The 25107-nt window shown below is 46.2% G+C and carries 25 protein-coding genes; 3 read left to right on the top strand and 22 right to left on the bottom strand.

Annotation, left to right across the window (positions count from 1 at the left end):
• Positions 1-159 precede the first annotated feature (159 nt).
• Complete coding sequence (locus GC130_RS06320; protein WP_151997432.1) at positions 160-990, top strand: polysaccharide deacetylase family protein; 831 nt, start codon at positions 160-162, stop codon at positions 988-990.
• Between the two features lie 67 nt (positions 991-1057).
• Here the strand turns inward: GC130_RS06320 and GC130_RS06315 are convergent, their stop codons facing one another.
• The 7 genes from GC130_RS06315 to GC130_RS06285 form a co-directional block, all read right to left on the bottom strand.
• Positions 1058-1684, bottom strand: a complete 627-nt coding sequence (locus GC130_RS06315) for a carbonic anhydrase family protein (protein WP_151997431.1) — start codon at positions 1682-1684, stop codon at positions 1058-1060.
• A 209-nt stretch (positions 1685-1893) separates the two neighbouring features.
• Entirely contained in the window at positions 1894-2241 is a 348-nt protein-coding gene (locus tag GC130_RS06310; RefSeq protein ID WP_151997430.1) for a hypothetical protein, read from the bottom strand.
• A gap of 114 nt (positions 2242-2355) precedes the next feature.
• A complete protein-coding gene (locus GC130_RS06305) occupies positions 2356-3237 on the bottom strand; it encodes a mechanosensitive ion channel domain-containing protein (protein ID WP_151997429.1) in 882 nt (293 codons plus the stop codon).
• 80 nt (positions 3238-3317) lie between these two features.
• The gene (alr, locus tag GC130_RS06300; protein WP_151997428.1) at positions 3318-4475 is read right to left on the bottom strand and encodes an alanine racemase; all 1158 of its coding nucleotides are present in this window, start codon (positions 4473-4475) and stop codon (positions 3318-3320) included.
• Positions 4469-6457 carry a hypothetical protein gene (locus GC130_RS06295; protein WP_151997427.1) on the bottom strand — a complete coding sequence of 663 codons (1989 nt, stop codon included), beginning with the start codon at positions 6455-6457 and terminating at the stop codon, positions 4469-4471. The genes alr and GC130_RS06295 overlap by 7 nt, the downstream gene beginning before the upstream one ends.
• 19 nt (positions 6458-6476) lie before the next feature.
• Positions 6477-7700 carry an acetyl-CoA carboxylase biotin carboxylase subunit family protein gene (locus GC130_RS06290; RefSeq protein ID WP_151997426.1) on the bottom strand — a complete coding sequence of 408 codons (1224 nt, stop codon included), beginning with the start codon at positions 7698-7700 and terminating at the stop codon, positions 6477-6479.
• 367 nt (positions 7701-8067) lie between these two features.
• A complete protein-coding gene (locus GC130_RS06285) occupies positions 8068-8436 on the bottom strand; it encodes a MotA/TolQ/ExbB proton channel family protein (protein ID WP_151997425.1) in 369 nt (122 codons plus the stop codon).
• Positions 8437-8647: 211 nt separating this feature from the next.
• On the opposite strand from GC130_RS06285, the gene GC130_RS06280 reads away from it, so the two are divergent.
• Complete coding sequence (locus GC130_RS06280; RefSeq protein ID WP_151997424.1) at positions 8648-9748, top strand: sensor histidine kinase; 1101 nt, start codon at positions 8648-8650, stop codon at positions 9746-9748.
• Positions 9726-10439, top strand: coding sequence for a LytTR family DNA-binding domain-containing protein (locus tag GC130_RS06275; RefSeq protein ID WP_226940391.1), 714 nt, complete (start codon positions 9726-9728; stop codon positions 10437-10439). The genes GC130_RS06280 and GC130_RS06275 overlap by 23 nt, the downstream gene beginning before the upstream one ends.
• A gap of 26 nt (positions 10440-10465) precedes the next feature.
• On the opposite strand, the gene GC130_RS06270 is transcribed toward GC130_RS06275, so the two are convergent.
• From GC130_RS06270 to GC130_RS06200, 15 genes are all read right to left on the bottom strand, one after another.
• Positions 10466-13207 (bottom strand): outer membrane beta-barrel protein, encoded by a 2742-nt coding sequence (locus GC130_RS06270; RefSeq protein ID WP_151997423.1) that lies wholly within the window; start codon positions 13205-13207, stop codon positions 10466-10468.
• A gap of 451 nt (positions 13208-13658) precedes the next feature.
• Positions 13659-13994, bottom strand: a complete 336-nt coding sequence (gene gldC, locus GC130_RS06265) for a gliding motility protein GldC (RefSeq protein WP_151997422.1) — start codon at positions 13992-13994, stop codon at positions 13659-13661.
• A 10-nt stretch (positions 13995-14004) separates the two neighbouring features.
• Positions 14005-14826 carry a M48 family metalloprotease gene (locus tag GC130_RS06260; RefSeq protein ID WP_193217786.1) on the bottom strand — a complete coding sequence of 274 codons (822 nt, stop codon included), beginning with the start codon at positions 14824-14826 and terminating at the stop codon, positions 14005-14007.
• Between the two features lie 11 nt (positions 14827-14837).
• Entirely contained in the window at positions 14838-15500 is a 663-nt protein-coding gene (locus GC130_RS06255) for a 3-oxoacid CoA-transferase subunit B (RefSeq protein ID WP_151997421.1), read from the bottom strand.
• A 25-nt stretch (positions 15501-15525) separates the two neighbouring features.
• Positions 15526-16224, bottom strand: a complete 699-nt coding sequence (locus GC130_RS06250; protein ID WP_151997420.1) for a CoA transferase subunit A — start codon at positions 16222-16224, stop codon at positions 15526-15528.
• Between the two features lie 8 nt (positions 16225-16232).
• A complete protein-coding gene (locus tag GC130_RS06245; protein ID WP_151997419.1) occupies positions 16233-17165 on the bottom strand; it encodes a bifunctional riboflavin kinase/FAD synthetase in 933 nt (310 codons plus the stop codon).
• Positions 17152-17853: a tRNA pseudouridine(55) synthase TruB gene (truB, locus tag GC130_RS06240; RefSeq protein ID WP_151997418.1), complete on the bottom strand. Its 702-nt coding sequence runs from the start codon at positions 17851-17853 to the stop codon at positions 17152-17154. The genes GC130_RS06245 and truB overlap by 14 nt, the downstream gene beginning before the upstream one ends.
• Positions 17850-18641: an undecaprenyl-diphosphate phosphatase gene (locus GC130_RS06235; protein WP_151997417.1), complete on the bottom strand. Its 792-nt coding sequence runs from the start codon at positions 18639-18641 to the stop codon at positions 17850-17852. The genes truB and GC130_RS06235 overlap by 4 nt, the downstream gene beginning before the upstream one ends.
• A complete protein-coding gene (locus GC130_RS06230; RefSeq protein ID WP_151997416.1) occupies positions 18638-18853 on the bottom strand; it encodes a DUF3098 domain-containing protein in 216 nt (71 codons plus the stop codon). Before GC130_RS06230 ends, GC130_RS06235 begins: the two co-directional genes overlap by 4 nt.
• A 4-nt stretch (positions 18854-18857) precedes the next feature.
• Positions 18858-19754, bottom strand: a complete 897-nt coding sequence (locus GC130_RS06225) for an ABC transporter permease (protein ID WP_151997415.1) — start codon at positions 19752-19754, stop codon at positions 18858-18860.
• A 77-nt stretch (positions 19755-19831) separates the two neighbouring features.
• Complete coding sequence (locus GC130_RS06220) at positions 19832-20755, bottom strand: hypothetical protein (protein ID WP_151997414.1); 924 nt, start codon at positions 20753-20755, stop codon at positions 19832-19834.
• Between the two features lie 2 nt (positions 20756-20757).
• Positions 20758-21297, bottom strand: coding sequence for an RNA polymerase sigma factor (locus tag GC130_RS06215; RefSeq protein ID WP_151997413.1), 540 nt, complete (start codon positions 21295-21297; stop codon positions 20758-20760).
• A 96-nt stretch (positions 21298-21393) separates the two neighbouring features.
• Positions 21394-22038, bottom strand: coding sequence for a ligase-associated DNA damage response endonuclease PdeM (gene pdeM / locus GC130_RS06210; RefSeq protein ID WP_193217785.1), 645 nt, complete (start codon positions 22036-22038; stop codon positions 21394-21396).
• A 7-nt stretch (positions 22039-22045) separates the two neighbouring features.
• Entirely contained in the window at positions 22046-22465 is a 420-nt protein-coding gene (locus tag GC130_RS06205; protein ID WP_151997411.1) for a DUF2147 domain-containing protein, read from the bottom strand.
• Positions 22466-22521: 56 nt separating this feature from the next.
• Entirely contained in the window at positions 22522-24990 is a 2469-nt protein-coding gene (locus GC130_RS06200) for a ligase-associated DNA damage response DEXH box helicase (protein WP_151997410.1), read from the bottom strand.
• Between the last annotated feature and the right edge of the window lie 117 nt (positions 24991-25107).

Raw genomic sequence — 25107 nt, 5'->3', positions numbered from 1 at the left:
ATTCCTCTAGCCGGTGGCTATCGAGCCCCGGCTATGGACAAGACTTTTTTAATCGTAAATTCAGCTCGTGAGGTAGTTTCAAAAAAGACTGAACACCATCATTGCTTAGTTGAAGTTTTAGTCCCGAAAAAGGGTTTCAATCGGATAATCAAGAGTAGTATGAAAATACTTGTTACATACGGAAGCACGAGCGCAAAGCAGGGGGTGTTTGTTTTCGCCTTTTTATTACTTGTAAACTGCAACATTTTTGCACAAGCAAATTCTCAACCCTTTCCCTGGCCCGATGGCAAGCAATGCGCCGTTAGCCTGACCTTCGACGACGCCCGTGCCAGTCAGGTGAATGGGGGCACAGCGCTGTTGGACGCATACGGAGTGAAGGCCACTTTTTACGTGGTGCCCTCAGCGGTAAAAGGCCAATTGGAAGGCTGGAAAAAGGCGGTGGCCTCGGGTCATGAAATAGGCAACCATTCTCTGAATCATCCCTGCTCCGGCAATTTTGTGTGGTCTCGTTCAAAAGCCCTGGAAGAGTATACGCTGGAGAAAATGGGGGCGGAGCTCATAGAAGCGAACAAGCAAATCAAAGAGATGCTTGGCATCGACTGCAAGGTATTTGCTTACCCCTGTGGCCAGACTTTCGTTGGCAGGGGCGAGGGCACCCAAAGCTATGTGCCCATAGTGGCAAAAATGTTTGATAACAGCCGGGGCTGGATGGACGAATCGGCTAATGACCCTTCCTACGTTGACTTTGCACAGCTCACAGGTGTGGAGAGCGACGGCAAAGATTTCGATAAAATACTTTCATTGATCGAACAGGCCAAAAGATCGGGCCAATGGCTGGTACTGGCCGGGCACGAGATGGGGGAGGGTGGAGACCAAACCACCAGACTCAAGATGCTGGAAGAGCTGATGAAATATGCTGCTAACCCCGCTAACGGTATTTGGCTGGCACCGGTGGGCACAGTGGCCAACTATGTGGCCGCTAAGCGATAAAAAAAACCTAACCAGCCCAGGTGCTGACCGGGCTGATTAGGGCTCCCTTTTTAATTACATCGTGTAATTAATCTTCAAAAAACCGGACAATTCCGGTTTCTACGTCGTACATACCACCAACTATACCAATATCTCCTTTGTCGAGCATGTCTTTCAAAATGGGGCTTCTATCCTTTACATTCTTCATCGTCATTCTCACATTCATAGCTGCCACATTTTCCACGAATTCGGAATTGCCTGAATTTCTGTTCTCCGAAGGTTCTTTAACAGCGTCTGCAGCAGGCTTGAGTTTGCTCATGAGCGCAGTCAGGTTGCCCATGGTCACATTATCGCATACGCCTTTGATGGCTCCGCATTTGCTATGGCCCAGTACCACAACGAGCTTTGATCCTGCTATTTTGCAGGCAAACTCCATGCTGCCCAATATGTCTTCGTTGACAAAGTTGCCTGCTATCCGCACGCTGAAGATGTCGCCCAGCCCCTGGTCGAAGACCAACTCTGCCGACACCCGGGAGTCGATACAGCTTAATATTACTGCAAAAGGCCACTGTCCCTCACTTGTGTCGTTCACTTGCTCCAGCAGATTGCGGTTGGCTTTGAGGTTGTTTTGAAATCGTTGATTTCCTTCTTTGAGAAAGGCCAGCGCTTTTGCTGGCGTCATTGTGCTTTGGGTTTCTTTTGTATGTGCTTTCACAGTGTTTTACCTGTTAGTGTTAATTAAATATATGTGGTGCCTCAGTGTAGCACCTGAAGCAAATCTAAATCAGTCAAATTGGTCACCTGATCGGCGACCCCCGGAAACCTGATACCTTTGAAGCATGTTACTTAAATTGCCAGCTATGGTGGCACTTCAAGTGATGCGTTTTGCAGAGGATAAAGGTAATCTGCTATCGCTACAAATTTTTAGAAAACTGCCAGAGGGGCGGCGAGCGGAAGTAATTGAGGAGGAGGTGATATCACCTCGAAATGCAAATTTGCTTTTATGAACATGTTGTAGAAAAACTGCTGCCCACGATGCAAAAACAGCTCTGGGTAAAGGTCAAACTGGTGTGCTGCGAAAAACTTTTCTACTTCTTCGCTACTGTCATCAGCTTTCTCTTCTTCGCCACTTTCGGTTCCTCCCAATTCTGCTAATTCGATGTCCTCCAGTAGAGCACTGTTGTTGTCGAAAACAAACAAGACAAATTGGGCCTCAGTCGCTATGAAAAGGCTTAGCAAAGTAATCGCTAGTATTTTAAACAGAAATCTCATTTCGACCGCCACTTAGAATTAGTGAACATGGTCAAAAATAATGATAATTTGAAATTCAACCCTACCAATATGGTGTTGCTTTTAGTTCTAATCAAATTTTAATTGGTAGGCTCCTTACGAAAGCAGTGCCCTTGGCTCAGCAATGATGTCTGACAGCACCTCATTGGCCTTCACAATGAACTCAGTGCGCTTGGTTACCTGACCGACAGGTAGGGGGAGCACAATGTAGACTGTCATGACGGCTCCGTCGGCCTGTAGCTGCATTTTTGGGATCGATTTGTCCTTTACAACCGCCTTTGCCAGTTCATCAATTTTGTCCATTCTGGCCTGGATATCGGCCGGGATGGTTTTGATGGGGAACTTTACCGTATGCATTACCCTGTTTTTCCCCATGTTGATAATGGCTTTGCTAAGCAGTGTATTGTTCGGTACTTTAATAAAATCTATGGCTCCGGGATTCTGTAAAGTCACGAAGAAAGTGCCGATGCGTTCTACAGTGCCTGCCTCATCCCCAATTTTCACATAGTCACCTATGCGAAAGGGATGTTTGGTGAGAATAATAAACCACGCAAAATAGGAGTTAATGACGTCCCGAACGGCAAAGGCTACGCCCGTGGTGATAAGGCCCAGAAAAATGGTGATGTTTTCAATTTCCAGCCCCATTCTCCAGAACACTACCGCTGCTACAAGAAGATACAGTGTGGTCGAATAGATTTTTGTAAAAAGAATTCGTTGTTCGATGTCTACTTCATCGTCATTGAACCGAAAGACCCTATTTTCGGTAAATCTTAATATGACAGTTACGGTAATCAGTGCGCCTACTGCCCACAACACCACATCCAACAGCTTGTCGAGATAGCTTGGAATAGTAATGTACCTCTCACTATCAGCCCATTTTAGTCCTTCTTCAACACCAAGAAAAATAAGCAGGAAGAAAATCCTGCGAAGCAGACGGAAGTTTCTAAGTTTCTTAAAATCCACAAATCGTTTGGCCATGGAATAGTGTTTTAATGGCAGTGCAAATCTATGGAACAACGACAGTTATTTAAACTATGGAATCAAATTAGTGCAACCGGCTATTTGACAATTTTCCTTGGGATGGCTGCCGGCAATCTGCTGAGCATTTCGTTGTTGATCAGCTGAGTCACGTTCGTAAAAGAGCTGATATTGATGGTGTTGTTGTTCTGCCGACCTACGAGCACCACTTCGTCGCCCACTTCTACGCCAGGTATATGGGATACATCTACCATAAACAGGTTCATGTTGATCAGGCCCACTATCGGGGCTTTTTTCCCGTGAATGAGCACCTGTCCCCGGTTCGAGAGCGCCCTGGGGTAGCCGTTGGAATAACCTAAAGGCATTACTGCTATTTTCATTTTTTGTGTTGCCTGATAGGAAGTGCCATATCCGATAAACTCGCCGGGGTCAACATCCCTCACGTCCATTACATCAGTTTTCCAATTGAAAATCCTTTTCAGGGCTCCATCGGACGGCTTGCCTGTTTCCTGTAAGTGGGTGTAGTAAATATCCGGACTGGGCCAAAAACCATACTGAGCTACGCCAATCCTCACCATGTCATATACTGTGTCGGGCATCGCCAATGCAGCGGCCGAGCAGGCGATGTGCCGGTATTCGGGCATGATGCCCTTTTGTTTGCACTCCCGAAGGAAGTCCTTGTAACGCTTATGCTGAGAGGTGATCTTGAACTGGTTAGCGAAGCTTTCAGCACCACCGAAATGTGTACATAGCCCTTTGAACTCGAGATCGGGGGCATTTTTCTTGAGGAAAGTGAGCGTTTTTGGAAACTCCTTAGCATTCATGCCAGTGCGATTGGCACCGGTTTCCACTTCAATGTGTACCATTGCACGCTTTCCAAGCCTTTTCGCTATTTCCATTACCAGAGGTAGCCGGGCGTAGTTGAAAACAAAAAATTCAATATCGTTTTCAATGGCCCATTCAATATCCTGATCGTACAGTATGCCCATGATCATGATACCTCCCTTTTCCGACTTGGCTGCCAATACTTCCTCGGCTTCAAAAGCCGATGCCGTAGCAAAATGATCTACGCCAGCTTTCTCAGCCATTTTCACAAATTGCGCTATGCCATGGCCATAGGCATTGGCTTTCACCACCGAGGAAATCCTCACATCTGGACCAATTTTCTTTCTGATGAAGTTGATGTTTTTCACCAGAGAAGACTGGCTGAGCTCAATTCTCGATGAGTGCCTTACCATAGTTTAGTTTGTTGATTCCAGACATATGATTTTCCCCAGCTTTCTTTGGCCAGGGGCTCTACTTTACTGATTTCCTCTTGTGGCACCAGGCTCAACCAGCTTTTCACATCCAGGGCGCTGTAGTGGAAGGCGTACACCCTGGCAACGAACTGATAGAACGGCAGCGATGATTCCCCGGGCTTCTCGCCATTTCCAAACACTGTGGGTTTAATTCCCTGGCCCCAGTCCTGCCGCCCCTCATTGTTGGGGTTGAGAAAGTAGGCCCTCATTTCTCCTTTTTTGTTCTTGTCTACACGGAGCAGCGAGATGGCATGAAGCCCCACCATCACTCCTTTGTTGGTAGTAAGAAAAATGCCTACTGGGTTGGGGTACACCATTTGGTGCTGACCGTTGAAGTCGGGGTGGAAAGCAGCGTAAAAGATTTTGACAAAACCTGCATAGTCAACGATCGAATTGCTCGGGTAGTCATAACACGAAGCAAAGCCCACGTGCACCCACTGCCCATACATGGCCGGGTTTACCCATTTGTGCGGATCTTCACCACGAAATGACGAACGCCTCATCATCTCATTGTAGATTTTATCCAAATGAGGCACAAGCACTACCGACACCACATCAAGGTTGTGATCCAGGTTGTCAAGCAGCCCTTTCCCCAGCTGGTTAGAGGTCAGGTCCTGGTTGTCAAAGCGCATAACCAGATCGTTCTGAGCGGCCACAGTAATGATCATATCTATGAGCATGGCGGGGGCATGCTGGCTCCACATGCTGATCCCTCTGGCCGATTGGCAGGTGGGGTTGTTGCCCTGGCCAACACCAAGGTGCTGCCCCAGCACTTTGATGGTGCCACCGATCAGGTACTGCAATACGGTTACATCAGCATCTTTGTTGATCAGTGACTTGCTAATCCGCTTTTCCACCATACTGTGGATTTTAACTTTGCGGAGGTTCTCGAGACCCACCCTGACAGGCCGGCGGGAAAACAGGCTTTTTCCCAACATTCGGGCCAGTCCATAAATGCACTGGCAATTGTCGGGGCTGACTGTTTCATTGATCAGCGTGGAAATCAATCCATGAAATTTTTCCCATTCCGCTACGCCCCGGTCATTGAGGTGGAGGCAAACAGGAACCAGGTCTTCATAGTCAGCAACGAGCTTTTTGAGTAGCACAGAGTGGTAGCCACTCACCAGGCCAGTGGCGTTCATATGGTCGCCCATGGCTCTGGCCTCCCTTTCCAAAGTGGCCACGCTGCTTTCCGAAAGGAAATGCTCGTAATCCTTGAGGCTGGCATTGTTTCTTGCTCCTTCAGAAGGAGCATAGATAGCGTTGATGTACAGCCGGACTGACCGATCCGTTTCGGAGTCTCCTGTGGTATCGAAACGCTCGTTAACCAATCGGATGAGCTCTCTGGCTTTGCGGGTCATGATGGGCCGTTGAGCGCAGATGAGTCGGATTTCCTCGGCGAGCTTTTCATACACGCCCTGCAGGTCGATTTCTGAGACGATGAAGCCGAAGAGATTGAACGCCTTTTTCAACTCTCTCACAGGCATGGCCAAACGGGTTTCTTCCGAAACGTCCTGGTGAGCAAACTCAAGGTTGTGCACCATCACCTCTTCCAAAAAGCTTTGAGCGTCTTTCTGCGCTATCTTATCGCTTTTTTCAATGCCGGTTGCAAAAGCTAACAGCCGCAGCTCAGAGAGAATCTCAAAGCTGGAGGTAGGGTGGCCGACTTTCAGGGTGCCCTTCACCAGCAGAGGAATGAGCTTGTCGGGCTCGCTCCATACTGTGTTGTTGAAAATGCCCGCACGGTCGAGCTCACCGATTTTTTGAAGCAGGTAGACCAGCCCATTCCTGGATTGACTGAGTATATCTACCTGACTTGCCAGCTTGGCAGCTTTCTCCTGCTTGGTTAACTCAATTGACTCTTTAAACTCTTCTAAACTCTTTTCAAAATTTTGAAATATCCTGTCGGATGCTATTTCCATAAGGGTGGTTTACCTTCGCTTATACATAAAAATCGACTTTCTGATAATGCTTTAAAAGCTCTGTCATGCGGTCGGGGTCTTCTCCCTTGAAGTTGATAGTTCCAAAGTGATTGCCAAATCCTCCACGGTCGCCACTGATTTTCTGACCTTCGTAGGGCGGCACCAGGCTGTGCTCAATGAAGTAAGGGTCGTTGTTGAGCTCTTCGGGTATTTCAAGTTTCGAGAACTGACGCTTGTGAGGATAGATCATCACATTACCGTGATAGTACTCCGGTTTAAAGCCCTTTGGAGGGAAGATAGCATCCAGCTCTTCGTCGGTTGCATTCGGATCGTGCGAAACGACAAAAGCTGCCAATGCATCGAACTCGTACGACTTGGAGCAAAGCTCAAGAATGTGTCCGCCGGGAATTCTACAGGCAGTTTCTCCAAAATTCAGCTCATCGTTTTCGGTAAGGAACCATTCGGGGTGTACCATACCAAACTCAATACCGAAAATATCGACCATTTTCTGCACCTGTTTGTGGATCAATTCACGCTTTGTTTCCAGATAGTTGCCTTCGGGAATAAAATTAGAATACCCGAGTTTCACATACTCGGTGATATTGAGGAACCTGATTTTGCCTTTATGGATAAATGCTTCACAGGAAAACTCCCTGCCCGGCAAGTGACTCTCAGCAAGACATGGGAAATCGCCATCTTCGCATTCTTCGTCTATTTGAGCCATTGACTTCATCAGGCGATGGCCAACAGTACCGGCCGAGGCAAAGGGCTTGATGTGTACCCAGCTATCCTCTTCACCTTCCAGCTGCAGATTGGCTTCATTCAGTCGTCTCATAAAGGCCTTCACACCGTCTTTGCTATACACCTCTTCAAACAGACCAACCCTCAGTCCTCCAATAAGGGCTTTGCGCTTCATAATGGCCTTGTTTCGAAAAAGAAAAGCCCGGTTAAGTACCCTGGGGTCATTTCTGTAAATTGAATTCAGTGCTCCGGCCCATTCTACTGTTTCCTCGTAAAGCGGAACAGCCACGTCAGCGTTATATGGTTTTAGCTTTTCAACAAGGTCAAGCGAATTGGAAGTGTCACTCCACTCATCTAGCTGATAAGGAACAAAGGGTATGTTATGTTCGGCTGCATACGGTGCGAAGTCTGGAAACGAAACGACTACATAAGGCTTTCCAAGTTTTTGCATGCTTTCTATCACGGGCAAACTCCAGCCCATTAATGCGAAACATTTTGCCATATCTATATTGGTTTAAGGTGAGAAATCTATTGAAGATGCGAAGAGGACAGAGGGAACCCGTTAGTGGAGAGAAGCCGGTCGGTCATCAGATTTAGGCATACACGTCCTGCGATACTTCGATGCATCTTTAAACACAAGGTGATATGGGCAGAGATCGTTCAAAAAAATGGCGATTCATTTAAATAAGTCAATTAATAATTGAAATAGTTATATTATTACAAAAAGAGACCCCATAAGTGAAGCCTCTTTTTCCAAACAACTATTAAACAAACTTTTATCCTGCCGTTCCGAACTGCCCTACATAACAGTGGAGTTGAGTGGACGATGGGTAGCCCGCTTGCATTGCAGGGGCAAATGCAAACTGCTGCTATTTGTTGGCTTTGTAGTGCAGGCCAAACCAGATAAGCCTTGTGATAACAAAAATAAGCATGCCGTAGATGCTGGTGATGCTTGACACCTTCAGCCCACCTGCCAGCATGGCTTGCGATACCTCTCCAATTTGCTCGATTGCCTGGAAGGCCATGAACATTCCAATGAGTTGACCAAGCACTCCAGTGACAAGGGCCAATAGTCCAAAGAACTTTACATAGTCCAGCCTCCTTTTGACTTCGTCACCTTTCAACCCTTTGGAGAAAATATCTGAGGCAGAAAGCCCGCTGAAGATCAATGCAGCAAGAAACATTAGCGTAAGAACTGACATGAATTCTATTCCGCCCATCCAAAATAATTCAAACATAGTTGTAAAGATTTAAGGGTTTAAAAAAAACATCCAGGGCAATCTTACGGTTTTTAGCCAGGCAAAATGGGCAAAGTAGACGGAGTTGCCGACGATGTCGGTGGACAACCACTTTTCGTGGGGATTCTACATTTTTGGTAGAATACCTGCCGAAAATGGCATTTCGTCGACTTTCACTGTATGATTTAGAATTTATCGGCATTTTGCAGCAATGATAAGCGATTATCTCAACAAGTTGGCCTATTCAAAAGGTGGTAGAGTGCTGGCACATGTGGTCTTCTGGTGGCTCTCCCTTGCTTTCCTGATGGTTTATTTTGCCAGGATAAGTAGCGATTATGGCTTCTCTCTGCGTTTTGCCTGCCTGATGCTGCCCGTGGCCATTGGCACCACTTATTTCATTAATTACAACCTTGTACCTAAGTACCTTCTGACGAGGAACTATGGCAAGTTCGGATTGTATTTCGTGTACACACTTATTGTGTCGATGTATTTCCAGATGTGGGTAATTGCACTCACCTATATCTCCATCGCTGAGTACAACTATGAGAAACTAGGGCCGGTAGCCGGGGATTTCATTTTTCAGCCGGTAGGTCTTTATTCTATCGTACTGTTGGGTGTCGCTCTTAAGTTGCTGCGACTTTGGATGAAAGCTGAGCGAGAAAGGGCCGAATTGAAAAGTGCCAGCCTCGAAGCAGCGTTGAAGCTGAAGGAAGCAGAACTGCAGTTGCTCAAGGGTCAAATACACCCTCACTTTTTATTTAACACCCTCAATAACCTCTACGGTTTGGCATTGGAGAAGTCGGATGTTCTCCCTGTTAGCATCCTGCGCCTTTCCGAACTGCTCGACTTTCTTTTGTACAGAAGCAATAAGCCATTGGTGCCGCTGGCCGACGAGATTAAGTTAATGAAGGATTACATAGCACTGGAAGAACTTAGGTTTGAAGAAAGACTTCGGCTTGAGTTGGATATTCAGGCCAACGGGAATGACTGTAGTATCGCACCTTTTCTTCTTTTTCCATTTGTGGAAAACGCATTCAAGCATGGTTTTATGCAGGACGATCAGCAGCTTTTTCTTTCCATTTCAATCCAAACAAAGGGTGAGCGGCTTTACCTCGCAGTGACCAATTCATTCTCAGAAAACGAGAAGGAAGCGGGGCAGCTCGGCGGGGTGGGGCTGTCAAATGTGAGGAAACGTTTGGAGTTGTTGTACCCTGGCAGCCACGAGCTCAGGATTGAAAATGATAAGCAGCATTTTATTGTAAACCTGGAGTTAGACTTAAAGCCAAAAGATGATGCCGGAAGCGACTCGTAAATGTATTATTGTCGACGATGAGCCGATTGCCATTCGGGTGATCAGGGGCTATCTGCTGCAAATTGGTGGCTTTGAAATCGTAGCTGAGTGCCGTACGGCCACGGAGGCATTTCAGCTTTTGCGCAGCCATTCCATCGACCTTATTTTTCTCGATATTCAAATGCCTAAGCTCACAGGTCTCGATTTCCTGAAGGCACTTCAGCACCGACCAAAGGTGATTTTGGTAACGGCCTACCGGGAATATGCCATTGAGGGTTTTGATCTGGATGTGGTGGATTACCTGCTCAAGCCAGTTTCTCTGGAGCGGTTCATGAAGGCGGTAGATAAATTTTATCAGTTGACTGAAGGCAACACAAAAGCGCACACAGCAGTCCCGCAAATACCAGCCTCAATACTGGTAAAATCAGATAGAAAAACTGTGAAAATAGTGTTGGACGACATTCTTTACATTGAAAGCTATAGCGACTACATAAAGATTTTCACGGCTGACGAGACCATCATCACCAAAGAACGAATCAGTCATATTGAAGAAAGCCTGCCCGGCAGTTTTATCAGAACACATCGGTCATTTGTGATCAACAGTGCACAGATAAAGTCATTTACCAACGAGCACGTCAACGTTGCAGGCAAAGAGGTGCCCATCAGCCGGAGCTATAAGGAGGAAGTGCTTTTAAGATTCCAAAGCCTCTAGCCTCTCCGTGTCCCATATTGCCTTTTCTAATTCGTTTTGATCTCTTCGAAGTCTTCCTGGCTGGCTCCCATGGAGAAATGCCGGAAATTGTAGGTGAAAGAAAGCATCACATACCGGTTAAGCACATTCGACTGGGTATCCTCAATGTAAATTTCGGATATATTTCTTCGGATATTGTTGTTCTGCTTCAGGATGTCGTACACATTCAAACTTACTTCACCAAGCTTGTTTTTGAACAATTTTTTACCCACACTCATGTTCCAAAGAGTGAAGCTGTTGTCGAAACCGGCAGAAAGCCCTGCGTTGATTTGATGCCTCACGTCTGTTCTGAACGTGAAGCCGTTTCCGAAGATCATGTTGTAGTTGAGCCTGGTAGTTTGAGTGAAGAAGTTATTGTTGAGCGCCGGCCGCAGGCTGTTCTCCACCACATTGTATCTCGACCAGGTGGCCACCCTGAAGTCGATATTTTCACTGATGTTGCTGCTTAGCGAAAAGCCAAGCCTATAGTTCCACGAGTTGGCCAGGTTGAGCTCGTTGTTGATGAGGCCCGGCCTGCTTGTGTAGTTAACGCCACCATTGAAGTTGATATTTGATTTAATCAATGAGAAGGGCTGGCCATAACTCAGGTATGACCTGAATTCCTTGTACCCATCCAGGTTAACCGGGCTTATAAGCTGAGAGCCTTTTTCAAGCACCACCCCTTCACCAACGGTAGTTTGTTCTTCGGCAATAAAGGTGCTGGTTCCGATATAGTTCCCGGTGAGTTCGGTGTGGGCATAAACAAACATCGACCTGTTCGTTTCGGGGTTATTTGATCTGATCCTGGTCCTTATTCTGTTGGTATAAGTTTGGTTAAGATCTACATTTCCTGTGCGAAGTTGAAGCGGGTTTGAGTTGTCAATAACGTCCTGTAGCTGTCCTATTTGTGGTTCCCTGGTCCAGGTGCGGTAATCTAATTCGATATTGGTATTGTCCGTAAATTTGTAGCGAAGCCGGGACGATGGCAGCACGCTGTTGAAGCGTCGGTTGAGCGTGTATTCCCTTGGGAACTGCTGGTCGTTCTTCAGTTTGGCATCCTGATATTCCACTTCTACCTGCGCAGTAAGTTTTTTTAGTGAGTACTGGTAGCCCAGCTCTGTTTCTTGCGTAAAGTAACTGTTGTCGAAGGTGTTGCTCAGCGCCTGGTCGAGTAGGGTGTAGTCATCAAACTGCTCCGAAAAGTCGTACAGTCTTCTGTCAGAATCATTGATTCTGTCTCCCATTGTATGTTCCAGTTCAATCCGTCCGTTCGCACCGACGGGCTCAGTATAGGAAGCGTTGACCCTCCAGTCGTGCCCCCTTCGGTTCCACTCAATATTTTGCTTAAGCAACTCACTACTGTCAGCCGACTGGTAGAAAATATTTTCGGCCAGTCTGTACCTGTCATCGGTGTTGACGTGAAAGCCGTTTCGGAGGTTGATGGTGAACGCCCTGCCCTTTTTTTCAAATTGATGGTTGTACATCAGGTTATTGAAGTAGTCTAAATCGAAAAGATCGAATGAAGAGCTGTTTTCGGTTTGATTCAAAGGGCCAAAGTCGGTTGTGGTACGGCCCAGGAAGTTGGAGTTGCGGATGTTGTTGCCGAAGGAAGTAGATGGCCGCCAGATGATCCTGTTGTTGTCGTTGATCTTGTAGTCGACTTTCATAAACACCCTGTGTTCGGCGTTTGTGGCATTGTTGTAGCTGCTTTCTGAGTAAACCTGCCCTGAGTCAGATGGGAGCACATATTCTCTGAACCTGGTTTGGGTTGTTTCATCCTGCCTGTGGTTGTACAAGTAGCTGCCACTTACCTCCAGCGACTTTGCCCAGGTATCTGCAAAGTTTACTGCGATGGCATTGTTGACGATGATACCATCCTGGGTTCTGCTGTCGGCACTTGCATTGGGGCTTGCCGAGTAGTTGAGAATATTGATGTTGTTACTAAGGCCTGAGATAGTGACCCGACGGTCGCCATTGAACATATTGAGATTAGCGCCTGCCATGTACCGTTGATCAGTACCGGCGCCCACCGACGTTTTTCCAAACTGTCCTCTTCTGCGATTGGGTTTCGTAATGATATTAATGGTCTTTATTCTTTCGCCATCGTCGAACCCCGTTAGCTCGCTCTGATCGCTCTTTTTGTCAAACACCTGAATACTTTCTATAACGGAGGCTGGCAAACTTTGCAAGGCTGCCTGCACGTCCCCACCAAAGAATGGCTTCCCATCGATAAGAATTCGTTGAACATTTTCACCCTGGGCTTGCATCACGCCATCCACCATAGCAATGCCCGGCATCTTTTGCACCAGGTCTTCAGCGCTGGCGTCGGGCACTGTTTTGAAAGCCAGGGCATTGAAAACAGAGGTGTCTCCTTTCTGCTCACTCATCATCGCCTGAGCGGTGACTTTTACTTCTTCAAGCGTAGTGGTTTCTTCTTCGAGTAAAATGTCTCCAAAGGAAATATCCTTTGCACCGACTGTTACATTTTTTATCACCGTCTGATAACCTATGTATTGAAACTGAAATCTGTAGCTACCCGGTTCTACTTTTTCCAGTTTGAATTTCCCTTCGAGATCAGTTACCACACCCATTGAGGCTGGGGGAGAGCTTAGTTTTTCACCCAGCACGGTGGCACCAGGTAGACCGGAGTAATCGTTGGCTCCTTTTATTGTCCCCGAAATGGAGACTGTTTGGCCATGAGCTGCAACAGACGAAAACAACAGGGATATAATGGTAAGAAGTCTTAACATCAAATAGTTATGCTAGTAGTATAAAAATAGGAAATAAGTGTACCTGTGCTTTGATAACTATTCTTCAAAGTCATTATTTAGGACACGTTTAAGCTATTGAGTATATGATGTAGCTATTTTCTGTCGGCCAAATTCAGTGCCCGATAGAGTGTGTAACCAGGCTATAAAAGTAGGCTCCACATTAGAATAGTGAAATTGTAATTTTTTAAAATGCTATTTCACCGGTTGAATGGTACGGAGTTGTTAAAAATTGTCACGAAATGCTGCCAGGTGAAACACTGGAGTTCTTTATGCGATTAGTCGTGCCCAATGGATGGAATAGCCACGCCTTACAGTTACTTTGCCCAGTTGCACTCACGTATGGGCCACAAACATAAAATGGGAGGGAAGGGAAGAAGGGAAAAAAGCCGGATGGAGAAGAGCTTTATCCGTTAAAAGGAAAAAGGAGAGCTTATTGCTCTCCTTCTTTTTGCAGGTAAGTGACCAATTTGTCACATAGTGCATTCATTTCTTGCGACATAAATTCGTCTCCAGTGGCATTGAGTACGCTCTGCGCCATGCCGCCGATGCAGTCTATGTAGAAACGTTTCATGTCGGGCACTTCCATATCTTTCGTCCACAAGTCGATGCGGAGCGTGTTTTTTTGGTCGGCATCCCACAAGGCCAGGGCTATGGCATTGGTTTCGCTGAGCTCTTCACCCGCCTTTTCGTCGGCATCCCAGATTATTTTCTCCGGGACACGGTTTTCGTCCATTTCAACAGTAAAACGTATTTCTGACTTATTCATTAATGCTTTATTATTCAGGTAAACTATTCTTAAAGTCCTCGTAGGAGGCTGGCGCAAGAGGAGTGGTGTCGCAGCCTAGCTCGGTCGCTTTGGCATTGATGTCTTCCACTCTTGACGCAGGATCTGGGTGTGTGCTAAGAAACTTTGGTGTTTTGCCAGCCTGATCGCTATCGATTAGTTTTTGAAAGAAGCTATAGGCGCCATTGCAGGCGTATTTGCCCTCTGCCAGGTAAATCACAGAATACTCGTCAGCCTCTGATTCGTTGTCACGGCTAAATGCCAGGGTGGTTGCATTTCCGGCAACAGCTCCAGCAATTTCTGCCAGCTTTGAAGGGTTTTGGCCAAGGATAACGTTGAGTACCAGTTGAAGACCATATGCCTTCTGCATCTGCTGCATACTGTGTCTTCTATCGGCGTGGGCAAGCTCATGCCCCATTACGCCAGCCAAGTCGTCTTCCTGCTCAAGGTATTTGATTAAACCTGTGTATACGTAAATGTACCCGCCAGGCGTAGCAAATGCGTTGAGTACTTCGTCATCATGGATAATGTGGATTTTCCAGGCAAATTCATCTTTATATTCGATTTTGCCACTGTTTAAGATTTCGTCTGTTATTCCCTGAAGGTAGGCATACGCTTCAACATACTCTGTCTCGTCCAAAACCGGGTATTCAGCCGGGTTGGCTGCAATTTCATCACTTACCTGCTTACCCAGGTCAATATCATTTTGCAAAGAGAAGAAAACAGGCAATCCACCACCATCGTCATCATCTTTTTTACAAGCAACGACGGCCAAAAGAAGACCTGCAATCCAAAAGCTTTTAAGAATTTTCATTTATGTTATGTTTAATTAATCCTCATTTCAGGAATCTCACCTTCTACAATAAGCTTGCCAGCAGTCGAAGCTTTTATTTCTTCTACGCTTACGCCTGGTGCTCTTTCGAGCAGTTTGAACCCGCCTTCAGATAGTACTTCCAGCACGGCGAGGTCGCTTACTATTTTCTTCACGCACCGAATGCCCGTCAAAGGTAGTGTACACTCCTTTAATAATTTCGATTGGCCGTCTTTGCTTTTGTGTTGCATGGCCACTATGATATTCTCAGCAGAAGCAACCAGGTCCATCGCTCCCCCCATGCCCTTTACCATTTTGCCGGGGATTTTCCAGTTGGCGATGTCACCATTTTCCGACACCTCCATAGCACCCAAAATAGTCAAATGTATATGCCCCCCACGGATCATCGCAAAGCTGTCGGCCGAACTAAAAAGGGAAGAGCCAGGTATCATAGACACTGTTTGTTTCCCAGCATTGATCAGGTCGGCATCTACTTCATCTTCAGTAGGGAAGGGGCCAATGCCCAGCAAACCATTTTCCGATTGCAGCACCACGTCGATACCCTCAGGAAGGTAGTTGGCCACCAGGGTAGGGATACCTATGCCCAGGTTGATGTACATGCCATCCTTCACCTCCTGGGCTATTCTTTTGGCGATGGCTATTTTATCTAATCCCATTGGTTCAATATTTAAACGGCTACAGTTACGCCTGGCGTATTGTTCTTTGCTCGATGCGTTTTTCGTAGTTCACACCCTGGAAAATTCGCTGAACGAAAACTCCCGGCGTATGAATGTCGTTGGGGTTGAGCGTACCGGCAGGCACCAGCTCTTCTACTTCAGCAATTGTAACCCGACCAGCGGTGGCCATCATAGGGTTGAAATTCCTGGCTGTGCCTTTAAAAACCAGATTCCCGGCGGTGTCTCCCTTCCAGGCTTTTACCAGCGAAAAGTCCGCCTTCAACCAGGCTTCTAACAAATATTTTTTTCCATCAAATTCCCTTACTTCTTTACCCTCGGCCACTTCGGTGCCGTAACCGGCAGGGGTGAAGAAGGCTGGAATGCCAGCGCCGCCAGCTCTAATTCTTTCGGCCAGCGTGCCCTGAGGCACCAGGTCTACCTCCAGCTCACCATTCAACAGTTGCCGCTCAAACTCTGCATTTTCTCCCACATAGGAGGAAATCATTTTTTTGACTTGCCTTGTTTTTAGCAGCAACCCAATGCCGAAGTCATCCACACCAGCATTGTTTGAAATACATGTGAGGTTTTTCACGCCGCTTGAAAGTAAGGCAGATATGCAGTTTTCGGGGATGCCACAAAGCCCGAAGCCGCCTAGCATTAACACCGAGCCGTTCTGGATGTCGGCCACTGCTTCCTCGGCATTTTTCACAACTTTGCTAATCATAGGTGCAATTATTTAAGCTGTTTCAATACTTTGATCGCCTGCCCTCTGTCTAAGGCTAGTTGATGCTTGAGTGCTTCAAGGCTTTCGAACCGCTGGTCTTCTCTTAATAATGCCACGAAGTTCACCCGGATTCTTTCTCCGTATATTGATTGATCAAAGTTAAAAATATTTACCTCAATAGTTTTGGGTGAGGCTTGCAGCGTGGGTCTGTTGCCGATGTAGAGCATCCCATCAAAGCTCATTCCTTTGAAATCAACGGTCACCGCATAAATGCCATCGGCTGGGATCAGTTTAAAGGTTTCTTCAACGTGCAAATTGGCAGTGGGGAAGCCCAAACCTGTCCCTATATTGTCGCCCTTCACTACTTCGCCTTCGAGCATATAGTGATAACCCAGAAATTCGTTGGCATGTTCAATATTGCCATCCATGAGTGCTTTGCGAACCTTGGTTGAGCTTATGCCAATATGGTCAATGTCCTGCCGGGGTATTTCTTCTACTTCAAAGCCGTACTGAGAAGCATTTTCCTGTAAGTATTCGAAGCTTCCTTCACGGTTTTTGCCAAACTTGTGGTCGTAGCCAATAATGAGCTTTTTGGTGCCAATCGCATCTACCAGCACTTGCCTGATGAACGCATCACCAGTTAGCTCTGAGAACTCTTTTGTAAATGGGATCTTAACGAGAAAGTCGATGCCCGATTTTCTGAACAACTCCTCTTTTTCTTTCCAGGTAGAAAGAAGTTTGAGTGTGGATGCATCGCCTAATATGAACTTTGGATGAGGCCAGAAGGTGATAACAACAGATTTACCATTGTGAATGCTGGCTTGTTCGCATACCTGTTGCAAAATAGCCTTATGTCCTACATGCACGCCATCGAAAGTGCCGGCGGTAACAACCATGTAGCCATCATGATCAAGCCTTGCAATGCCCTCAACTACTTTCATTTCCTGGCTTTGATGTAAAAATATTGCTGAACTCTTCTATGGTAAAAGCATCTTCAACCTGATAATCACCTATAGAGTTCCTTCGAAGGGCAGACATATAGGCACCCACACCAATTTTTTCACCTATGTCTCTCACCAGACTTCGGATATAGGTGCCCTTCGAGCACTCTACAACAAACTCCACTTCCGGAAGATTTATGCGCAACATCTGCAGTGAGTAAATAGTTACTTCACGTGCTTTCAGTTCAAGTGTTTCATTTTTTCGGGCACTTTCGTAGGCTCGTTTACCGTCCACCTTGATGGCAGAATAGATCGGCGGCACTTGCTGAATAACTCCCTGAAAGGTGTCGAGAACCCCAGCTACCTGCTCTGATGACAGATGACTTGTGTCTGTCTCACTGTCAAAAGCCGTTTCCAGGTCAACGCTTGGGGTCGTTTTGCCCAGTACCAGTGTGCAGGTATACTTTTTTCTTTGTTCCTGAATCTGGTTGATGGTTTTAGTGGCTTTGCCTGTGCAGATGATCAGCAGGCCTGTAGCCAGAGGATCAAGCGTTCCTGCATGGCCCACTTTCTTTATCCTGATTGTGTTGCGAACTTTCTTTACAACATCAAAAGAGGTCCATTCTTTAGGTTTATCTATACCGATGGTCTCTCCAGCCTCAAAGTCGTAATGCTTCTTTCCTTTCACAGGCTAACAAATATGGCAACAAGACCTACAATAAGGCAGTAAACAGAGAAATAGATCAGTTTGCCTTTCCTTACTATGCTAATCATCCATTGGCAGGCTGCCATGCCTGAAACAAAAGCAGCCAGGAAGCCTAGTGATAAGGCAGTAGCACTTACCTGGCTGGCAATTTCCGGAGTCTTCAAGAAATCAAGCAGTTTAAGGAAAGCAGCTCCCAGGATTGGTACCAACACCATAAGGAAGCTGAACCTGGTCACAACATCCTTTTTGATGCCCAGCAACAGCCCAGTGGAGATAGTGGCACCTGATCTTGAAATACCAGGAAGAATAGCAATGGCCTGAGCGATGCCTACAGCGAACGCCTTGGGAAAAGTTAGCTCTCCTTCATTGTTCTTTTTAAAGTGGGTGAATGCCAGTAGTGCAGCTGTTATTATCAGCATGGATCCCACCAGCATGATTCGTCCGCCAAAGAAGGATTCGACCTGATCTTCAAAAAAAACGCCCACGATACCTACCGGAATGATAGATAGGGCTATTTGAAAAACGAATTTGGTGGAGTCGTTCCATTGAAACTTAAACAACTCAACGATGAGTTGTAGAATGTCCTTTCTGTAGATGACAATCGTGCTTAGTGCAGTTGCGGCATGTACAACAATGGAGAACAGGAGGTTGTCTTCAGATTGTATGCCGAAGATGGCGGTTCCGATTTCAATATGGCCGCTGCTGCTAACCGGCAAAAACTCGGTCAGTCCCTGAACGATGCCAAGGACAATGGCTTCCCATACGTTCATTTACTCTCTTTGGGCTGATAAAAAATCGCAAAAAATTCGATAATGAAGCCGGCGAGCACGGTAAGGGGGCCAAGTGTTAACCCGGCAAACCCGAAACCATAAGGCTCAGTATCGAGTGTCATGATAATAAAGCCAAGACACAATACTAATACCCCGGCAATCATGATGATGTAGTTCATCTTCTGGAATGGAAACTTTTCTTTGTTGCTCATTTCTTCAATATAATTCGTCCAAAGACATTTTCAGATATTTGTTGATAGCTCTGTAAGTGCTGCCGAAGCCTACCAGCATGCCCACCAGCAGCAGGCTACCGAAAAGAATCATTACCTCGTCGGTTCGTTGCAAATCTGCCAGGTTTTCGATTTTTGAATTGGCATATTTCAAAAGCACAAAAAGACCGACACTGGCAATAATAGCAGATAGCAAGCCATAAAACGTGGCTCTCATAAGAAACGGTTTTTGAATAAAGCCGGCAGTAGCACCTACCAGTTGCATACTTCTGATGAGGAAGCGCTGCGAGAAAAGTGCCAGCTTAATAGTGTTGTTAATCAGAATGATGACGACCAGCAACAGGATAGCCGAGAAGCCAATAAGCACAAGGCCTATCTTGGTCAGGTTTTTATTGATACTTTCAACCAGGTTGTCGAGGTACACAACCTCAAACACGCCCCTTATGCTTTCCAATTCGCTTTTTATCTGGGCGAGTTTTTCAGTGGACTGATAATCAGGGGTTATCTTAAGGATAATTAAGTCTCTGAGTGGGTTATCGCCGATGAATTGAGTGAAGTCTTCGCCGGTTTCTTTAATAAATTCTTTGGCAGCTTCTTCTTTGGAGATTAAAACTACATGGCTCCCTTCTTTTTTGGCTACGTAGTCTTTATCGGCGAGCGTTTTCTGTAGCTGTATTTTTTCTGATTCAGTGACGTTTTTATTCAGGTAAACTTGCACCTCAATATTGTCCTGAATAAAACTGGTAAGGTTGTTTGTCAGCAGGAAAAAAACGCCGAACAGGCCAAGGACAAACAAGGCAAGGGATATGCTGAATACTACGCTTACGAAAGGGTAGCTGCCGAGTTTTTTCTTTTTTCTGACTTTCTTCTCGTATGTAGCCATTTGAGCTTTACCGGGGAAAAGCCAAAAATAGTAATTTGCAGCTACTTATAGGGCAGGAAGGGAAATAAAAAGGCGCTTTAATTAAGCGCCTTGTTATCTCTGAAAATCTTTAACTCGCTGAGAAGATCTTCGTTGGTAACTTTTTCAAGTGTGCTGATCTTCTTGGTTGGGTAGCTTAGCTTGTAGTAAACGTCCTGATGGAACAGGTAAATCCGCTTACCATCTTTGCTATTGATTTCCAATATTTCGTAAGGGATTTCCTCGAAGTTGCCATACAGATAAAGCCTTTCTTCGTAGAATTGGTACTGAAGTTTGTTGCTGTTGCCAGCCTCAGATTTGACCTCAATATCTATTGGCTTGTTAATTTCAATAGGGTCGCTTTCAGCCAGCGCATCTTCTTTGCCAACTGCTTCAACCTCAAACTCCACATCAGTTTCAAACTCAGCAACTGTTGGTTTTTCAAATGTGGGAGTAATTTCTTCGGCGGCAGGTACCGCAACGTCCGGTATATCTTCAGCAGCTGTTGCGCTGGAGGTTGAAGTAACAGATGCAAACTGCTGCTTATGTTCAACGGGCTTGGCTGGTGTTTCAACAGAAGGAAGCTCTTTAAATGCTATGTCGGGTGCAGTTTTATCTTGCTCGAAAGAAGTGATTGGGTTCATTTGCCCAATTTCAGGGGCAGGGTCAACAGCCTCTTCACTAAAGTAGTACATGCCTCCCACCAGCAGGATAGCAGTGCCTACAGTTGCAGCCACTTTCACCACGGCGGATTGGCCAAGGGTGCCCAACACGCCAACTTCTAACGGAACATTGTCCAGCCTGGTCTTTAGTTCGGCCTTACGGAATTCTTTCAAACCGGAAACCATGTCGCTCTGAGTTTTCATTTCAGCTCTAAGCGAGACATCTGAGGCAAGTTTAGATTCCAGGACTGCTTTGTTGCCATCGGAGATGGTTCCTGTCAGGTACTGCTCAATAAGTTCTTTAAAGTCCGTGTTACTCATTCTTAGTCGAGAAAGTCTTCTTCTTTATACCTACTTCTGATCAATAGATCAAGTCGTTTCATGCATTTGTATTTTTTGGTCTTTGCTGTGTCTGTGTTCGCAAACTGAAGTTTCTCTGCTATATCATTCATCGACATACCGTCGAAATAATAATAAGTTAGCAGCTTTTTGCAAATATCCCCAAGATCGCCAATGCATTCCTGAATAATACGTGCCTTTTCTTCTGCGTCATGCTCTTGAAATTCCTCTCCATCTTTCTCTTCATTTGAAAGCCGACTTTTCCTGTCCAGCTCTTTTCTCCATTGATTGAGACAGATACTGTACAAAAAAGTACTGATTTTGGAGGTCATCACAAGATTTCCACTCACAGCCTTTTGCCAAAAAACGATCAAAGCCTCCTGAAATACATCCTTCGCCTCTTCCTCTGTACCATTGTTCGACAAGACGATCTTCGTCATCATCCTGTAGTACTTCTTATACAAGTAGTCCAGAGCCGTCTCGTCACCCTTGCTTATTTTTGCAAGAATCTCGTCATCTTTCATTGGCGGCTTTTGCTTTAATACTGAAATAGCTGGTCAAGTAACCCCCCGGATTTATATTAACAAATTGTAAAGTTATAAAATGTAAATTAATGCTTTTCATTGAATGGTAATTACGGAAGTGGGAGTTACTGCAAAAACTTTGTCGAGTTGCCCTGGGGAAATAGCAACGTACCCCGTAAAATTGCCGAATGCAGGCATCAGAGCTCCTTTTTCCCCAAAATAAAAACAAGGGATTCGCACACCTTGCCTTGCCTTTCCTTTGAGACTGATACCGGGGTGGAGGTGTCCTGCAAGATTGTATCCGTTAGCGTTTTCGGTTGGGTGATGACTCATAAAAAAGGGTGCTAGCAGAAGTTCATCCACCACGGTTACATTAATTTTTTTGTAATTGACAGTTTCGATAATATCATGATTGCCCAAAGTCAGTGTGATTTTGAGGTTTTGGTACTGGCTTCGCCAATCACTGAATGCTTCCCACTCATTGTTTTTGTCGCTGTGAAAAAGGTCTCCCAGCATGATGAGCCGCTTTGGTTGATACTTGTTCAGCAAGAGATCGAGCCTGTCCAAATCCTCGGTATGAATTTTGGATGAGATGGGTATGCCCGCTTTTCGGAAATGCCCGGCCTTGCCGAGATGAAGATCGGAAACAATGAGGGACTCCTGCTCCTTCCAGAAAATGGATTTATGAATCGAAAGTACCAGAGATTGTTCAAGTAGGGTGAACTCCAATGAATCCTTCACGTATTGTTTATTCCTGTGGCAGCCAGGTTTGGGTTCTGTAGAGAAAGTAGAGATAGCCTCTGACTTTTAGTTCATCATCTTCCCTCCATATTTTACATTTGTAGATATTCCCATTTTCAGGATCCATTATTTCACCACCGTCCAACTCACTTCCTTCTTTTTCCATATCGGTGATGATATTCATTCCTATTATTTTTTTGCCCTTTCTGTAGTCTTCACATTCATCACATACAGGGTCTTGTTCTTCACCAGGTTCCCTGAAAAGCTTAACAATTTTACCGAAATACTTCCCCTCGCTCTCATATATTTCTACTACAGAACGCTTTTTACCTGTGTTGTCGTCAATGGTTACCCACTGTCCGGTTATGGACTGTGCTTGTGACAAAGTGGAAGATAGCAAAAGAGAAATAAAGACAAGGGTTCGCATAATGAGTGATGATGTTTGCTTAAATATAAGGAAGTAGAACAAAAATAAGCAATGTGCTAGCCCTGGCTATCGGCAAATTTCTCCAACTGCTGCTGTAGTTTTATCACCCTGTCCTCAATGCTTTCGGTAGTGAGCCTTTCCCTCAGCGACTCAACCATGATGGGAAAGGCGAAGGGGCTTGGCCGGGGCGGGTACATGAGGGTGATTTGCTGTGAGTTGATTCTGTCTACAGCCTCCAGCAGTCTGCTTTGCTCCATTTGAAGGGTGATCACCTCATCCATGGCCTGCTTGAGTAACAGGTTTTCCTTGTCATAGTCCTCAAAAACCTTGTAGATGATTTGCGAATTGGCTTGCAAGTGCTTGTTGGAGATTGTTTTTCCGGGGAAGCCATGAAAAACAAGGCCAGCGATGGAAGCAATATCCCGGAACCGCCGACGGGCCATTTCCGACTCATTGATGCTGTGGTGAATGTCTTCCAATAGGTTGGTGGTGGAAAACAGGTCCAGCTCCAGTGCTTCTTCGATGGGGATTGGTTCGTCGGTCAGCAATTCGAAGCCGTAGTCGTTCATGGCAATGGAAAAAGAGATCGGGGCAAGTTTGCCGATTCTGTAAGCCACCAGGCCGCCGAGCACCTCGTGTACAAACCTCCCTTCGAAGGGGTAGATGAAGAGGTGGTGCCCGAACCGACTCTCTACCTTCTCAATCAGGAGTTTGCCAGCGTCTGGCACTATCGACCATCGCTTCTGTAGTTCAATGATGGGCAGTATGGTTTCCAATTCAATATCACTGAAGTCGCCCAGCGCCGCTTGCTCTAATTTTTGCCGGATGAGGATGGATAGTTGAGAGGAGAGAGGCATTCGCCCACCACCCCAGCGGGGTATGAGTCCACGCTTTTTCTTTGCTTTTCTTACGAGCACGGTCATGTCTTTGATCATGATGAATTCGAGGTTGCGACCAGCAAACCAGAATACATCACCTCTTGTAAGCTTCGAAGCAAAGCTTTCTTCCACAGTGCCAATATTGCCACCTGTGAGGTATTTGACCCTAAGCGACGGGTCGCCAACGATAGTGCCTATGGACAGCCGGTGCATGGTAGACTTTCGCCTGTCTGTTACCCGATAAACGCCCTCAATTATTTCGACCTTCGAAAACTCATCGTATTCGCCGAGGCTGCTGCCGCCGGTGGTAATAAATTGCAGCGCCCATTGCCACTCTTCCTGGCTGAGAGAGCTAAAACAATAGGTTTGCTTTACTTCCTGAAGAATGACATCAGGTATGAAGCCTTCACCCACGGCAAGTGTTACCAGATATTGCACCAGCACATCCATGCACTTTTCCAGAGGCTTCCTGCTTTCGTAATAGTCTTTGTCTATAGCCGACCGCAGGGCAGCTCCTTCGATCAGCTCGAGTGAATGGGTAGGCACAAAGTAAATTTTACTGGTAGCGCCAGGCTGATGACCACTTCTACCGGCTCTCTGCATGAAGCGGGCAACACCCTTGGGCCCTCCGACCTGGATGACGGTATCTACCGGTCTGAAATCAACGCCAAGGTCAAGGCTGCTGGTGCACACCACCAATTGGAGCTTGCCGGCGTGCAAGGCTTCTTCAACCCATTTTCTTACGTTGTTGTCCATGCTGCCATGGTGCATGGCCATGGCACCAGAAAGGTGAGGGGCTGCGTGCAAAATCTGCTGGTACCAGATTTCTGTTTGAGAGCGGGTGTTGGTGAAAAGTAGGGTAGTTTTGCTCTTTTCGATGATTGGGAGTACTTTATCCATCATTTTCACACCCAGGTGTCCTCCCCACGGGAACTTCTCAGCCTCGTCGGGCAGCACAGAGATCACTTCTATTTTTTTGTGAATATTGGCTTTGATAGCAACACTGCCAGGGAATAGCGTTGGCCCCAGCAATACCTCCCGGGCCTGGTCGAGGTTGCCAATGGTGGCCGACACGCCCCATATTTTGAGGTTGCCCGGGTTGGTGGCCCGAAGCCTGGAAAAGGCCAGTTCAATTTGAACTCCCCGCTTGGTGCCCAAAAGCTCGTGCCACTCGTCAACGATGATAGTGGTAAGCGATTTAAAATAATTGACAGCCTCTTTCTGACTAAGTAGCAAATGCAGGCTTTCCGGTGTGGTGACCAGGCATTCCGGGGCTGATCTTTTCTGTTTTGCCCGATCTGAAGTGCTGGTATCACCTGTTCGGATGCCGATTTCCCAGGGAATTTCAAAGTCTGTGCACATGCCCTCCATGGCGAGTTGAATATCTCTCGCCAGTGCACGCAATGGCGTGATCCAAAGGATTCTCAAGCCGTTCTTTCTGGGTTTCCTGTAGTCGGTTGGGTATTCCCTCATGTACTCAAGCAGGCAGGGCACCCAAAGGGCATAGGTTTTGCCACTCCCGGTGGGCGCATTGAGCAAACCAGATTTCCCCTCAAGAAAGGCCCGCCAGGTATCAACCTGAAAATCAAATGGCTTCCAGCCTTTTTTGACAAACCTCAGCTTGCCGTCTTTGATAAGGTTTTCCAATGGAGTTTTGCGGTGTGTGAGATCGAAAATGAATGAGGGCTACCAAAACGAATCTATAAAAAAGTGAGAGTTATTTAAGGCAAGGAACAAAGTATTGTAAATTAAATTGGGGCTGGC

The sequence above is a fragment of the Imperialibacter sp. EC-SDR9 genome (assembly GCF_902498805.1).
Classification (GTDB): domain Bacteria; phylum Bacteroidota; class Bacteroidia; order Cytophagales; family Cyclobacteriaceae; genus Imperialibacter.
The sequence above is the reverse complement of the archived record's forward strand: the minus strand, read 5'-3'. Positions and strand labels throughout refer to the sequence as shown.